General features: G+C 71.0%; 7 protein-coding genes and 1 pseudogene. 1 reads left to right on the top strand and 7 read right to left on the bottom strand.

Annotated elements, in window-relative coordinates:
- The first annotated feature begins 475 nt into the window (after nt 1–475).
- The gene (locus PXH83_RS18190; RefSeq protein WP_274561429.1) at nt 476–1,669 is read left to right on the top strand and encodes an LAETG motif-containing sortase-dependent surface protein; all 1,194 of its coding nucleotides are present in this window, start codon (nt 476–478) and stop codon (nt 1,667–1,669) included.
- A 104-nt stretch (nt 1,670–1,773) separates the two neighbouring features.
- On the opposite strand, the gene PXH83_RS18185 is transcribed toward PXH83_RS18190, so the two are convergent.
- The 7 genes and pseudogenes from PXH83_RS18185 to PXH83_RS18155 form a co-directional block, all read right to left on the bottom strand.
- A complete protein-coding gene (locus PXH83_RS18185) occupies nt 1,774–3,582 on the bottom strand; it encodes a GMC oxidoreductase (protein ID WP_274561428.1) in 1,809 nt (602 codons plus the stop codon).
- A gap of 42 nt (nt 3,583–3,624) precedes the next feature.
- Nucleotides 3,625–5,244, bottom strand: coding sequence for a succinic semialdehyde dehydrogenase (locus PXH83_RS18180; RefSeq protein ID WP_274561427.1), 1,620 nt, complete (start codon nt 5,242–5,244; stop codon nt 3,625–3,627).
- Nucleotides 5,245–5,377: 133 nt separating this feature from the next.
- Nucleotides 5,378–5,659 (bottom strand): annotated as a pseudogene (locus PXH83_RS32495) (protein kinase domain-containing protein); the annotation flags it as partial.
- A 153-nt stretch (nt 5,660–5,812) separates the two neighbouring features.
- Nucleotides 5,813–7,510 carry a serine/threonine-protein kinase gene (locus PXH83_RS18170; RefSeq protein ID WP_274561426.1) on the bottom strand — a complete coding sequence of 566 codons (1,698 nt, stop codon included), beginning with the start codon at nt 7,508–7,510 and terminating at the stop codon, nt 5,813–5,815.
- Between the two features lie 22 nt (nt 7,511–7,532).
- Nucleotides 7,533–10,460 (bottom strand): protein kinase, encoded by a 2,928-nt coding sequence (locus PXH83_RS18165; protein ID WP_274561425.1) that lies wholly within the window; start codon nt 10,458–10,460, stop codon nt 7,533–7,535.
- A 144-nt stretch (nt 10,461–10,604) separates the two neighbouring features.
- Nucleotides 10,605–12,488 (bottom strand): serine/threonine-protein kinase, encoded by a 1,884-nt coding sequence (locus tag PXH83_RS18160; protein WP_274561424.1) that lies wholly within the window; start codon nt 12,486–12,488, stop codon nt 10,605–10,607.
- 272 nt (nt 12,489–12,760) lie between these two features.
- Nucleotides 12,761–14,470, bottom strand: a complete 1,710-nt coding sequence (locus tag PXH83_RS18155; RefSeq protein WP_274561423.1) for a glycerol-3-phosphate dehydrogenase/oxidase — start codon at nt 14,468–14,470, stop codon at nt 12,761–12,763.
- Nucleotides 14,471–14,564 lie beyond the last annotated feature (94 nt).

Below are 14,564 nucleotides of genomic sequence, written 5' to 3'. Positions count from 1 at the left end.
CAGATGTGGTCGAAACTGTTGCGCAGGCCCCGGCCGGTCGGCACGATGCAGAGACAGGCCCACCCGCACCCCGCACCGCGACCGCCATTGGTCAACACCACTTGAGCGCCCGCTGTGCGCCGGGTCGGCGACCGGCGCACCACCCTGGCCACGTGCTCCACCTACCGCACCACTGCACCTGCCCCACCGCACGAGCCAGCGGCGCAACCCCCGGCGCCGCCCCTCGGCACCGGCGCTGCCCTGACGTCGGTGCTGACGGCCAAGGGCCCCGCGGACTTCGGTCCGTGGGGCCCTTCGCATTGAGGCGCGGTGTGACGTACACCACATGAGAAATTCATAAGACTCCGCGCAACCCTTTACGCCGGTCACAGGTCATCCATGCGTACCAACGGCCACCCGTGCACCCCCACACCACGGCGGGCTCTCACATCTCGTACCGCCTCCTGCGCGGTACGCCAGACTTTCTGAGGTCTACATGAAGCTTCGCCGTGCCATGGCCATTGCGGCCGCGACGGCCGTCATAGCTCCCGCCGCTTTCCTCGCGGCGCCGGTCGCCTACGCCGATGGCGACCCCTCTGCCGAGACCAGCACCAGCACGCCGGACACAGCGACCGACCCTGACGCCGACACGGACCCGGACACGGCCACCGACCCGTCGGACGCCACGGACCCGTCGGACGCGACCGACCCGTCCGACCCGGCCGACACCACCGACCCGGCCGACGAGACCGACCCGGCCGACACCACGGACCCGGCGGACACCACCGACCCCGCCGACGAAGACCCGGCCGACACGACCGACCCGGCGGACGAGACCGACCCCGCCGACGAGGACCCGTCGGACGAGACGGACCCGGCCACCGACCCGGGCGACGAGGACCCTGCCACGGACCCGACGGACGAGGACCCCTCGGACGAGGACCCGGCCACGGACCCCGGTGAGGACGAGGACCCGACCGACCCGGGCGACGACGAGTTCCCGGTCTGCGAAGAGGGCTCCATTCAGGTCACCCTCGGCGGCTTCCCGAGCAAGGTCGTGGCGGGCAGCGGGTGGAAGAACTTCACGTTCAACGTGAAGAACACCGGCAAGAACGACATCGAGAGCCTGGGCGTCTACACCGTCGCCACGTACCTCGACTCCGCCGGCCCCGAAGACAAGCTCGTCGACAAGTACGCCCACTTCGAGTACAAGGACCCCGAGTCCGGCGAGTGGGTCAACGACTTCGAAGGCTCCGGGTTCAACAACGGCTTCTTCTTCGGTGAGTTCGCGCTCGACGCGGGCCAGAAGGTCACCGTCGATCTCCGCGTGATGATCGACAAGGGCGCGCCCGCGGGTGACGGCCTCGCGATCGCCGCCGGTGGTTACGACAACGGCGCCGAGGACGAGACGTACAAGTGCTTCGAGAACGGAAACGTCTACCCGTTCGCGGTCATCAAGGCCGGTAGCGAGCCCGGCGAGGTCCCGGACTCGAAGCCGAGTGGCGAGAAGCCGCCGGCCGACATCAAGCCGCAGGGTGAGGCCAAGGAGATCCCGGTCACCGGCAACCTCGCCGAGACCGGTTCTTCGTCCGCGATGCCGATGTTCGCCCTGGCGGGCGGCGCGGCCGTCGCGCTCGGCGCCGGTGCGATGGTCGTCGTACGCCGCCGCAAGGCCGGTTCCGAGGCCTGACCGAACTAGTCACAAGCCGGTAAGAGGGGCTGCACTCGGAGGGGAGTGCAGCCCCTTTTACCTGCCCTGTTACTTTTTCGGCTTCTTGGGCTTCTTCGGCCCGCTCACTTCTTCGGCGGGACCGCCGGCATCCCGAGGAACGGCAGCTTCAGCGCGCCGAAGGCATCCGCCGGGACTGCCGGGGACTTGGGCTCGACCGCGGCGAGGCGCTCGTACGCCGCCTCCTGGGCCGGGCGTATGTCCGGTTCGCCCTTGTTGGGCCAGTAGGACATGGCCCGCTCCGCCTGTGCGGTGATCGTCAGAGACGGGTTGACCCCCAGGTTCGCGGAAACCGCGGCGCCGTCGACGACCGAGATGCCCGGGTGTCCGTACAGCCGGTGGTACGGATCGATGACGCCCTGCTCCGGGGATGCGCCGATCGGGCAGCCGCCCAGGAAATGCGCGGTCAGCGGCGTGCCGATCAGCTCGCCGACGTTCGATCCGGCGAAGCCGTTGATCTCCTCGGCCAGGAGGGTCGCCGCCCGGGTCCCTTCCTCGATCTGCTTGGGGTTCGGGGCGCCGTGCCCCTGCCGGGCCGTGAGCAGACCCTTTCCGACGCCGCCCGGCTTGCGGTACGTCGTCAGCGAGTTGTCCAGGGACTGCATGACCAGGCCGATGATGGTCCGCTCCGACCAGCGACGGTTGGAGAGGGAGCGGACGGCCAGCGTCGGGTGCCTGGCGACGTTTCCGAGCCAGCCGAGGAACCGCCGGGAGCCGTACGGGACCTGGAGGACGGACATCGCGCCCATCGCGTTGGAGCCCTTGCCGTACCGGACGGGTTCGATGTGGGTGCTGGCGTTGGGGTGGATCGAGGACGTGATGGCGACGCCCCGCGTGAAGTCGGCCCTGGCCGCGCCGTGCTTCTTGCGGTAGCGGCGGTCGGTGGTCTGCGAGCCGACGAGCGCTTCGGAGTTGGTACGGGTCAGCTCGCCGAGCCTGGCCGAGATGCGGGGCAGGTCGCCGCGGTCCTTCATGGTGTGGAGCAGGGTCTGCGTGCCGTACGTACCGGCTGCGACGACGACCTTGCGCGCACGCAGGTTACGTGGCTCGGCCTTGCGGCGGGCGTCGGTCGGGACGGTTGTGACGCGGTAGCCGCCGTCGGGGTGTTCGGCGAGGCCGACGACGGACGTCATGGGATGGATGACGGCTCCGGCCTTCTCGGCGAGGTAGAGGTAGTTCTCGTTGAGGGTGTTCTTGGCCCCGTGGCGGCAGCCGGTCATGCATTCGCCGCACTCGGTGCAGGCCTTGCGGGACGGGCCCGCGCCGCCGAAGTACGGGTCGGGAACTTCCTTGCCGTGCCCGGCCGTTGAATGACCGTCGGCGTCCGCCCCGTCGCCGAAGAAGACACCGACCGGTGCCATGTGGAAGCTGTCGCCCACCCCCATGGCCTCGGCGGTCGCTTTGAGGTGTATGTCCGACGGCGTCATGGTCGGGTTGAGCCGCACCCCCAGCATGCGCTTGGCCTGGTCGTAGTACGGCGCCAGCTCGTCCTGCCAGTCGGTGATGCCCGCCCACTGACGGTCCTCGAAGAAGGGAGCGGGGGGTACGTACAGCGTGTTGGCGTAGTTGAGGGAGCCGCCTCCCACACCCGCGCCGGCCAGCACCATGACGTTCCCGAGCAGGTGCACGCGCTGGATGCCGAAGAGACCGAGCGCGGGCGCCCATAGGTAGTTCTTGATGTCCCAGGAGGTTTTGGGCAGCGTTTCGCGGGTGAAGCGGCGGCCTGCCTCCAGGACGCCGACCCGGTAGCCCTTCTCCGTCAGGCGCAGCGCGGAGACGGACCCGCCGAAGCCGGATCCGACGACGATGACGTCGTAGTCGTACGCGGAATCGTCCTCAGCCTCCTGGCTGCGGACAGAGCTCTCCTGTGACATTGGCGCTCCTCGTTGAGAACCCGGGGGTTCCGAAAGGGTGAATCAGCGGAAACGCAGAACCTTGAGCGCCTTGAGGCTTGTGCTCATGAACGCCGTGTACTTCTCGTCGTCCATGCCGAAGGCCGGGGCCATCGGGATCAGCCGCTGGTGGGCGACGGTCTGCGCCTCGGTGTACTTGAGGATGCCCTCGGAGCCGTGGCGGCGGCCGAGACCGGAGTCCTTCATGCCGCCCATCGGCGCCTGGACACTGCCGTACGCCGGGGCGTAGCCCTCGTTGATGTTGACCGTGCCGGTGCGCAGGCGGGCGGCGATCGCGTGGCCGCGCTTGCCGTTCTTGGTCCAGACGCTCGAATTCAGACCGTACGAGGTGGCGTTGGCCTGCGCCACGACGTCGTCCTCGTCGGTGAACCGGTAGATGGAAACGACCGGGCCGAAGGTCTCCTCGGCGCATACGGCCATCGGCGCCTCGACGCCGTCCAGGATGGTCGGCTCGAAGAAGAGCGGGCCGATGTCGGGGCGGGCGACGCCGCCCGCGACGAGCGTGGCGCCCTTCGCGACGGCCTCTTCGACGTGGCGCTTGACGTTCTCCAGCTGGCGCTCGCCGACGAGCGAGCCCATGTCGGCGCCGTACGCGAGGGCCGTGCCGAGGCGCATCGCCTTCGTACGGGCGGCGAACCGGGCAACGAAGTCGTCGGCGATCGATTCGTGGACGTACAGCCGCTCGATGGAGATGCACAGCTGCCCGGCGGAGGAGAAGCAGGCGCGGACGGCGCCGGCCGCGGCCTTCTCGACGTCGGCGTCCTCCAGGACCAGCATGGCGTTCTTGCCGCCGAGTTCGAGGGATACGCCGACGAGACGGGCGGCCGCACCCTGGGCGACCTCGCGGCCCGTACGGGTGGAGCCGGTGAAGGAGACGTAGTCGGCGTGCTTGACGACCTCGGGGCCGACGACCGGGCCTTCGCCCAGGACCACTTGGAAGACCTCGGCGGGCAGACCGGCCTCGACGAGCAGGTCACGGGCCCACAGGGCGGTCAGCGCGGTCTCGGTGTCGGGCTTCATCACGACGGCGTTGCCGGAGACGAAGGCGGGCAGCGCGTCGCCGATGGACAGCTCGAACGGGTAGTTCCAGGGTGCGATCTGGCCGACGACACCGCGCGGCTGGCGCAGCTCGGTGACCTTCGTGAGGGTCGGAATCGCGCCGGTGCGCCGCTTGGGCTTGAGGTAGGAGGAGGCCTTGCGCCCGTAGTGGCGGGCGGCGATGGCGACGGCCTGGACCTCTTCGTGCGCGTGCAGGCGGGCCTTGCCCGTCTCCAGCTGTATGAGGTCGAGGACCTCGGCCTGGCGCTCCAGCACCAGGTCGTGGAAGCGGAGCAGGATCGCGGCGCGCTTCCGGACGGGCGTGGCCGCCCAGGCGGGCTGGGCGGCCCGCGCCCGCTCGAAGGCGGTGGCGACGTCCTCGGGGCTGGACTCGGGCAGGTCCGCCAGCTTCTCCCCGGTGAAGGGCGTGTGGTTGGCGGTACGGCCGGAACCGACCACTCCGCGGGTGAGCTGTGCGACCACCTCGGGGGTGACCACGTCGGCCGCGGTGCGGGCGCCTGCGGGGGCGGCGGCGAGCGGGTTGGTGCCGAGGGCAGGCGCTGCGGGGGCCTTCGAGTCCGTCATGAGGGCGAGAGTAGGCCCGATCGGAGCCTTTTGGTACCCGCCGGTAACGGCTTTTCACCAGGCCCACACCACCGCGCCAGTGTCCACTGGCAGATAACCCCTGATCAGGGGCTCGTCGCCGCCACCCGGCTCACAGGTTCTGTCCCGCCACCAGCTCCATCACGATCCATGGCTTCCGTCCTCGACAACCACGTCGTGCATCGTCACCAAGGAGGGGTGGTCGATCCGGGCGGCGGCGCGGGCCCTCGCGCTGCATGCGCAGGCAGACGTTCTGCCGCTCGCGCTCGCTCAGGTGATCCGGCACGCGCGGTTCCTTTACCGCGACGTCGCGGTCCACGACCTCGTCGTGAGCACGCCAGACCGTACCCATGCCGCCGTGCCCGAGCCGCGAGACCAGGCGGTAGCGCCCGCCGATGAGACGGCCCTGGCCGGGGACGGTGGGCGCGGCGGTGGCGCTGGGCGGGCCGGTGGGCGCCGAAGCGGCCTGGGTGGGCTGCCTGGCGCACGCGCGGGGCGGGTTGCCAGCGGGGAGGGGTGTGCGGAGCCTGCGGCGCTTTCACCCACCCCTCTACCGGCGGGTGAATGAATCCAGCGCCGTGTCGAAGTGGCGTTTCGCGTCGTCCTGGCGGCCGACCGGTGCCGACACCCACACGTCGTACATCAGCCCGCCCTCCTCCCAGCACAGGTCGTACGTGTGCCGGTCCTCGTCCTCCGGATCGAAGCCGTCCCACGTGAACTCCCAGAGCGCGGCGGTCAGTCCGTTGTAGGTGGTCGGCGTGACCTTGCCGTCGCGGTAACCGGGGTTCGTGTCGGGCCCGTTCGCGTGCGACAGCCGCATCGCGCCCAGCGGTCCGCTCGACACTGGAGCCTGCTGCCGTACGCCGATCCTGATCTGCTGGTCCGGCGAGATGTAGAAGACCCGCTTGTCGTCGGTCGACCGGTTGTACCCCTCGGGGACGGCGAGCGAGAAGCCCGCCGGATCGCTCACCCTCCGGTACCCGGCGGGCGGCGTGAAGGAGGGCGTGACCGATGCGGTCGGGACCGATGACCTGCTCGGAGCAGTCGAGGTGACGGTACGGGTGGGAGGGGTGGGAGGGGTGGGCGGCGTAGAAGCAGCGTCCGTACGTCCGCCGGACTCGCCGTTCGACCCACCCGCGCCCTCCCCGCCGGCGCCGTCACCCAGGAACAGCATCGCGGTCGCCGCCCCCGCCCCCGCCATCGCGGCAACCAGCGCGCCCGCGACAAGCGCCCTCCGGATCCGGCCGACCCGTGGCCGCGCCTGCTCGGCGGCCGCAAGGGCGGGGCCGGGGACAGGAACGAGGACCGGGACAGCCGTGGGCGGCGGCGCGGTGAGCGGTACGTCCCGTTGCGTGGGCGAATAGGGCGGCGCCTGAGCCGCCGCCTCCGGCGTCACGCCGGCCGCCAGGTGCGCGACCAGTAGCCGCTCCGCCTCCTCCACGCCGAGCCTGCGCTCCGGATCCCGCTCCAGCAGGCCGCGTACGACGGGCAGCAGCGGACCGGCCGCGGCCGGCGGCCGGATCTCGTCGTTCACGACGGCGTTGAGCACACCGCCCAACGAATCGCGGTGGAACGGCGATTCGCCGCTCAGCGCCGTACAGAGCAGCACACCGAGCGACCACAGATCGGACGCGGGACCCGCGCCGACGCCCTCCATGCGCTCCGGCGCCGTGTACTCGGGGGAGCCGACGAAGGATCCGGAGTCGGTGAGCGTCGTGGCTCCGGAGAGCCGCGCGATGCCGAAGTCGGTGAGTACGACGCGTCCGCTGTCCGCTTCCAGCAGGACGTTGGCGGGCTTGATGTCGCGGTGGAGTACACCGTGTTCATGGGCCGTACGCAGCGCCCCGAGCAGCGCGAGCCCGATCCGGGCCGCCTCGCGGGTGTTGACGGGACCGCTCGTCGCGACCCGGTCGGCGAGCGATTCGCCGTCGATCAGCTCCATGATGATGTAGGAGAGCCTGGTGTCCTGGTCGTCGACGACATCGTGCACGACGATCACATTGGGGTGGACCAGCTGAGCCACGGTCCTGGCCTCGCGCAGTACGCGTTCGCGCCACGGTCGCACGTCATCGGCGGCAGGCAGGCCTGCCTCGTGCGCGCCGATGTCGACATTGAGTTCCTTGACGGCGACCTGTCGGCCGAGCAGCTCGTCGGTGGCCCGCCACACCGTCCCCATGCCGCCACGACCGAGCCGCACGCCGAGCCGATAACGCCCGGCGATCAGGCGTCCGTTGCCTTCGGTGGTCATCGCTGTCCTGTCCGGTGCGCGCTCAGCCTGTCACCCGGTAGGCGGACGACGCCTGTTCGTAGATCTCGGTGACCTCGTCGCGCTGCGACTCGGGGCCGATCACCTGGACCACGTGGTAACGGTCGCCGACGATGATCGCGAGGTTACGGACGTACACATCGCGGCCGCTGCTGTCCTGCCAGGTGAACTGGCCCTCTGCCATGACCTGCCGGCCCACGTCGATGCGCCGCAGCCCGTTCGAGGTCGACCAGGACGAGTCGCGGACGGCCTGCAGCTCCCGCTCCTTCTTCAGCTGGTAGTCCATCGGGTCGCTGCCGTACTCCTTGACGGTGTCCCTGCCCGGGACGATCACCAGCTCGAAGCCGCCGCCGCGATAACGGACCTGTCCCGCATCGTTGATCGGCCGCCGCTCCCAGTCCTTGTCCACGGCGGTCTGGAAACCCTCGGGGTCCTTTCGGATCGCGTACCCCTTCGCGACGTCGGACGCGGGGACGGAGGTCTGCGGCTGCTGCGAGGAAGGAGTCTTGTCCGGAGTCTGCTGCGGGGGCGGCTGGGCGGAGTCGGTCCCTCCGGAGGGGCCGGGGGTCGGCGGCGCGCTCGTGCGCAGCTCGTCACCGACGTTCTTGGCGTCGCCCTGGTCGCCTTCCCCGCTCCCTTCACCGGCCTTCGGCATGAAGGCCAACGCGTACACGAGCGCGGCGACCAGGCCGAGGAGGATCACGACGAGCAGTGTGCGGCCGAGGGAACGGGGGCCGCCGCGCTGCTTCGGCTGGATCCGCGGCTCCTTGATCCGCGGCTCTCTGGCTGCCCGGGGCTCCTTCTCGCGTCTGTTCTCCCTGCCCGTCCCGGTGTTCCTGCTGTCCTTGGCCTTCTTGTGCCGGTGCCTGCCGTGCTGCGCGTCTGCCGAGCCGCCGCGGCGCTTGCGTACGAGCTCACCCCGGCGGCGCACGATCGGAAGCCGCGCACTGTCGACGGACGGCAGCGGAACGACGTCCACCCCGGCCTCCGGCTCGGGGGCGGACCGTACGAGCGAACGCAGCCAGCCGCGCAGCTCCTCGAAGTCCGGCCGCTCGGTCGGGTCCTGGCGCAGCAGCGACTCGACGACGGGCCGCAGCGGGCCACACTCCTCGGCGAAGGCGGGCGGCTCGGCGCAGACGAGCTGCACCAGCTCTATGGCGCTGTCCTCCGGGTACGGGGCGTGTCCCTGCACGGTACGGAAGAGGAGGGCGCCCAGCGCCCAGAGGTCGGTCGAGGGCCCGATGGGCGGTGCCAACTGCCAGTTCCCGTGCACAGAGCCCGCCTGCTCGGGCGCCCAGCGCTCGGTGACGGCGCCGACGACGGCGATGCGCGCCTGCCTGGCACGCTCGGCGGCGAGCGGGGTGGCGGGACCGCGGTGCGCGGGAACGTGGCCCCCGGCAACGTATTCGTCCCAGCGCCCGGTGGCGGAGGACGACGCTGAGCCTTGGCCTTGGCCGCCGTGTCCAGCTTGCCCGCCCTGCCCGGCGTGTGTGCCCTGCCCGCCGTGTGTGCCCTGCCCGCCGGACGGCTGCGCGTACGCACGGGTCGTCGTCTGGCTGCCGGGAGCGCCGGGTCGCGCTTGCGCCGGGACGCCGGGCTGCGTGCCGGGCTGCGCATCCGCCTGGCCCTGCGCGTAGCCCTGCGTCGGCGCCAATGCCTCGGCCTGCTCGCGCGGCGGGTGCGCGTGTCGCAGGCCGTCGGCGCGCAATCCGTCTCCGGCCCCCGAACGGGGTACGGCGCCGTGCCAGGTCTCGTCGAAGTCTGCCCCGGCGCCTGTACGGCCGCCCGCGGAGGCCGCCGAGTCGTTAGCTGCCGATGCACCGGGCCCGCCCGGCCCGGAGTGCCAGCCGCCACCGGCGCCCAGCGCCCCGCGTGCGCCGGTCGCGGTACCGGCAGCGGTACCAGCACCAGCACTCGCACCAGCACCAGCACCAGCACCAGCACCAGCATCGACGTCCAGGTCCACGTACGGGCTGATCGCACGCGGGCCTCCGGCCGGGCGCGGCGACGGCCGCTGGGCCGGGAGCGGGGCTGTGCCCTCAGGCCGCTGCTCCTCGCTGACCCTGGCCGCCGCACGGGCGCCCGCGCGGTAGGCCGCGATCGCCCCGGCGCGCGCGGCTCGGACGTCGGCGGCAGGATTCGCACCCGGGCGGACGTCCCCCGAGGGCAGCGCGGCGCGCATGCCGGGCGGGACACTGGCGTACGGCACCGCCTCCACCGCACCGGTGGTCGAGATCCCGTCGTGCCCGGGCGCACCGGCGTTCCCCGGGTCGGCAGCCGTACCCCAACTGCCGTCGTCCTCATCCGCATCCACCGCCGGCTCCGCCGGCACCGGCACGGGGGCGTAACCGCAGAGCGCCTCCTCCGCGGCCCCGGCGGCGAGGCCGGTCAGGACGATGCGGCCGTCGTCGCAGACGAGCACCGTGCGGACGGTGATGTTCCGGTGGGTCCAGCCGTGCGCGTGCAGCACCCGCAGCGCGGTCAGCACGTCGGCGGCGATCTCCGCCGCGCGGTAAGGGTTCAGCGGCCTCTCGGCGAGCAGCGCCGCCAGCGGCCTCGCCGCCACCAGTTCGCTCACTATCCACAGCGAACCGCCCTCGGCGAAGACGTCGAAGACCTGGTCCAGCCTGGGGTGATCGGGGATCTGCGCCGCGGCCTGCGCCGCCTCTATGGCGCGGCGCACGGCGGGATCGGTCGGCCGCCGTGTCGTACGCCCGGCCGCCCGGCGCACTCCCCGCGCCGCGGCCCCGCCGCCGCCCTCGCCGTCCAGGAACTCCGCGTCCACGACCTCGGGTAACGGCACTTGGCGGACGAGGACTTCCTGCCCGCTATACGTGTCGAAGGCCCGGGTTTCGACCAGTTCGTACTCGTCGGAAGGCGGCAGGGGAAGGCGGTAGCGGTCGGCAAGCACCCGTCCCGCATAGTCGTCCACGACGCCTCCCCAGAGCGCGCTGTTCCCCCGGTCCAGGACCGCATCAAACCGTCAATTCCGGTCGCGTACAGTCCACGAGCTCTCACGATACGGGGCAGGACCCGACCGTGCCGCCGGGTCTTGGCAACCCGGCCCCTCCGTACGTCAGTCCTTGGGCTTGAACGTGTCGAACGCGGTCTCGCGCAGCGTCCGGCACTCCTTGCCGTCCCACTCGCTCGCCTTGCAGCTCACCATGATGGAGTAGCCGTGACGGGCGTCCACCTTGAAGCCGCGGTTGAGCACATGCACCCGCTGCCCCTGCTGGTCGCGCTCGAACTCCCAGTCGGCGGTGGTGGGATAGCCGTTGTAGTCGACGGGCCTGATCCCGAGGTGCTTGTAGTTGGTGCTGGTCGCGGCGACACCCAGCCTCGCCGCCGCCCAGGCGGCGCGGGCGTCGTCCGTGGGGCTGGCATTGAAGTCGACCTGGACTCGCGGGAATCCGCCGTCCTTGTTGTATATGCCGCCGGAGTTCAGGCCTGCTATGCGGTTCCGCTCGAAGCCCTCGGGCATCGCCATGGTGAAGTGGAACCGGTCGTCGCTGACCTTCTTGTACCCGTCGGGCAGCCCGTCCGACTTCGGCGGGTCGTCCGTCTTGGACCCGCCGGTGTCCTGACCGCCGCCCTCGCCCTTGCCCGGGTCCGCGTTGCCCTGGCCCTGGCCTTCTTCCTTGCCCTTGTCCGTTTCCTTGCCTTCGTCCCCGCTCTTGGCGCCCCCGCCGGCCGTGACGCCGCTCGAAGCGGACGTCCCGTCCTTGGACTTGCCCTGATCGCCCTCGTCCGAGCCGCCGTTCAGCGCGACAGCGAGCACGGTGCCGATCACCGCGAGTGCGGCGACCAGCGCGACGATCACCAGCGTGCGACGCGGCACGACATCGGTGAGCGGAGCCCGCACGGGCGGTTTCGGCCCGGCCGCGGCCTGCGACTGCTGTTGTGCCTGCGACCGCGCCTGGGACGCCTGCTTCTGCTTGGCCGCCTGGGCCGCCGCCGCGTTGCGTACGGACTTCAGCGCACCGCGAACCCGGTCGCTGCCGCCTTCGCCCGCCCCGGCATCGCTCCGGGTGCGCGACGCGGGAGCCGCGTCCTCCGGTACGGGCGGCATCGCGACCACCCGTGTCGCCTCGGGCGACGGCTCCGGCTCGGTCGTCTTGTCAGGAGCCTCGATCACGTCGATCAGGAGTGCCCGCGCCCCCGCCTCGTCGAGCCGCTGCTCGGGGTCCTTGGCCAGCAGGCCGTAGATGACCTCTTCCAGCGGCCCCGCGTTCCTCGGCGGGTCGAGGGGCTCCGTCATGACCGCCGTCAGAGTCGCGATCGCCGAGCCCTTGTCGTACGGCGGAGTGCCCTCCACCGATGCGTACAGCAGACCGCCCAGCGACCACAGGTCGGCGGCAGGCCCCGGCTTGTGACCACGGGCCCGCTCCGGCGAGATGTACGAAGGAGCGCCCACCAGCATGCCGGTCGACGTGATCGACGGGTCTCCCTCGACCTGTGCGATACCGAAGTCGGTCAGCACGACCCGGCCGTCCTCGGAGATGAGGACGTTGGACGGCTTCACGTCGCGGTGGAGGATGCCCTCGCGGTGCGCCGAGCGCAGTACGTCGAGGATGGCGAGGCCCACTTCGGCGGCGCGACGCGGCGTCAGCAGCCCGTCCTCGCGTACCGCTTCGGCCAGCGACTTGCCCTCGATCAGCTCCATGACGATCCACGGCCGGTCGTCCTCGTCGACCACGTCGTAGACGGTCACCGCGCCGTTGTTACGGATCCGGGCGATCGCCTTCGCCTCGCGCAGCGTGCGCGTGATGAGCCGGCGCTTCTCTTCCTCGTCGATGCTCGTGGGGAAGCGCAGTTCCTTGACCGCGACGGTGCGGCCCAGCGTCTCGTCGACGGCACGCCAGACCGTACCCATGCCACCCCGGCCGAGCACATCTCCGAGCCGGTACCGTCCGGCGAGAAGACGTCCCTTGGTGTCCTTGGACTGCTCCGCGTCCGACATGCGTCCCCTCTGCGATCCCTGATCTACGCCCGCGACCCGTGATGGCTGCGTTCCAGGGTGAAGCAGTAACCCGCCCTGGCAGAGCCATCATTGTCCCTCACCGCGCGACCGATCGTGGTCCCGGGTCACCAGGACGCGTTCACAGAACCGACGAAAGGGACCTTGCGCAGGTCACAGCAGTGCGAGGACGGTTCCACCGAACCTCCCCACAGCGCACGCGACTTCCCCCCTTTACAAGATCGGACCTCTGCCGCCACTCTCCGCAACGGCGCTCACTGGAGCGGTGCGATGTCCGGCGCCCCCAGTCGCGCCGCGTCCGCCGTCAGATCGTCCGGCTGCCGCTGCGACTCCCGCTCCGCCTCCACCCGCTTCTCGTAGTGCTCGACTTCCTTCTCGATCTGCCCCTTGTCCCACCCCAGCACCGGAGCCATCAGCTCCGCGCACTCCCGCGCGCTGCGCGTCCCCCGGTCGAAGGTCTCGATCGAGATGCGCGTACGCCGGGTCAGTACGTCGTCGAGGTGCCGCGCCCCTTCGTGCGAGGCGGCGTACACGATCTCCGCCCGCAGGTAGTCGTCCGCGGCCGCCAGCGGCTCGCCCAGCGACGGCTCACCGACGACCAGCTCCAGCACCTCCTCGGCCAGCGCGCCGTACCGGTTCAACAGGTGCTCCACGCGCACCACATGAAGCCCCGTCCGCGCCGCGATCCGCGCCCGCGCGTTCCACAGCGCCTTGTACCCCTCGGCGCCGGCGAGCGGCACGTCCTCCGTCACGCACTCCGCGACCCGCTGGTCGAGACCGTGCACCGCCTCGTCGACCGCGTCCTTCGCCATCACGCGGTACGTCGTGTACTTGCCGCCCGCGACGACGACGAGCCCCGGCACCGGATGCGCCACCGTGTGCTCGCGCGAGAGCTTGCTGGTGGCGTCCGACTCCCCGGCCAGCAGCGGCCGCAGTCCGGCGTACACCCCCTGGACGTCGTCCCGCGTCAGCGGCACCGCGAGCACCGAATTCACGTGCTCCAGCAGGTAGTCGATGTCGGCGCTGGACGCCGCCGGGTGCGCCTTGTCCAGATCCCAGTCCGTGTCCGTCGTCCCCACGATCCAGTGCCGCCCCCACGGGATGACGAACAGCACCGACTTCTCGGTCCGCAGGATCAGCCCGGTCGACGAATGAATCCGGTCCTTCGGCACCACCAGATGAATGCCCTTGGATGCCCGCACATGGAACTGCCCGCGCTCGCCGATCAGCGCCTGCGTGTCGTCCGTCCACACCCCGGTCGCGTTGACGACCTGCTTGGCCCGGATCTCGTACTCCCCGCCGCCCTCCACGTCCTGGACCCGCGCCCCCACAACGCGCTCGCCCTCCCGCAGGAAGCCGATCACCCTGGCCCGGTTTGCGACGTGCGCGCCGTACTGCGAGGCCGTGCGCACCAGCGTCGCCACATAGCGCGCGTCGTCCATCTGTGCGTCGTAGTACTGCAACGCGCCCACCAGCGCGTCCTTCTTCAGCGCGGGGGCGACCCGCAGCGCGCGCTTGCGCGACAGGTGACGGTGCATCGGCAGCCCCCGGCCGTGCCCCGAGGACACCGACATCGCGTCGTACAACGCCACGCCCGACCCGGCGTACCACCGCTCCCAGCCCTTGTGCTGGAGCGGGTAGAGAAACGGCACCGGTTTCACCAGATGCGGCGCCAGCCGTTCGAGGAGCAGCCCGCGTTCCTTCAGCGCTTCCCGTACGAGCGCGAAGTCGAGCATCTCCAGATAGCGCAGCCCGCCGTGAATCAGCTTGCTCGACCGGCTCGATGTGCCCGACGCCCAGTCTCTCGCCTCGACGAGACCGGTGGCGAGCCCGCGGGTGGCGGCGTCGAGTGCCGTCCCCGCACCGACCACTCCGGCGCCCACGACAAGCACGTCCAGTTCACGCTCGGCCATCCCCGCGAGCGCCTCGGCGCGCTCCGCAGGTCCCAGTGTCGCTGTCCTCACTGCTGCCTCCCGTTGCGGTCGGGGTGGTCGGGATCACATCCCCACCCCCTCGATTCTGTCTGTGCTCCCCGGGTTCAGCCACCGCCTGTGGACA

This window comes from Streptomyces spiramyceticus (assembly GCF_028807635.1).
In the GTDB taxonomy this organism is placed as follows: Bacteria; Actinomycetota; Actinomycetes; order Streptomycetales; family Streptomycetaceae; genus Streptomyces; species Streptomyces spiramyceticus.
The sequence above is the reverse complement of the archived record's forward strand: the minus strand, read 5'-3'. Positions and strand labels throughout refer to the sequence as shown.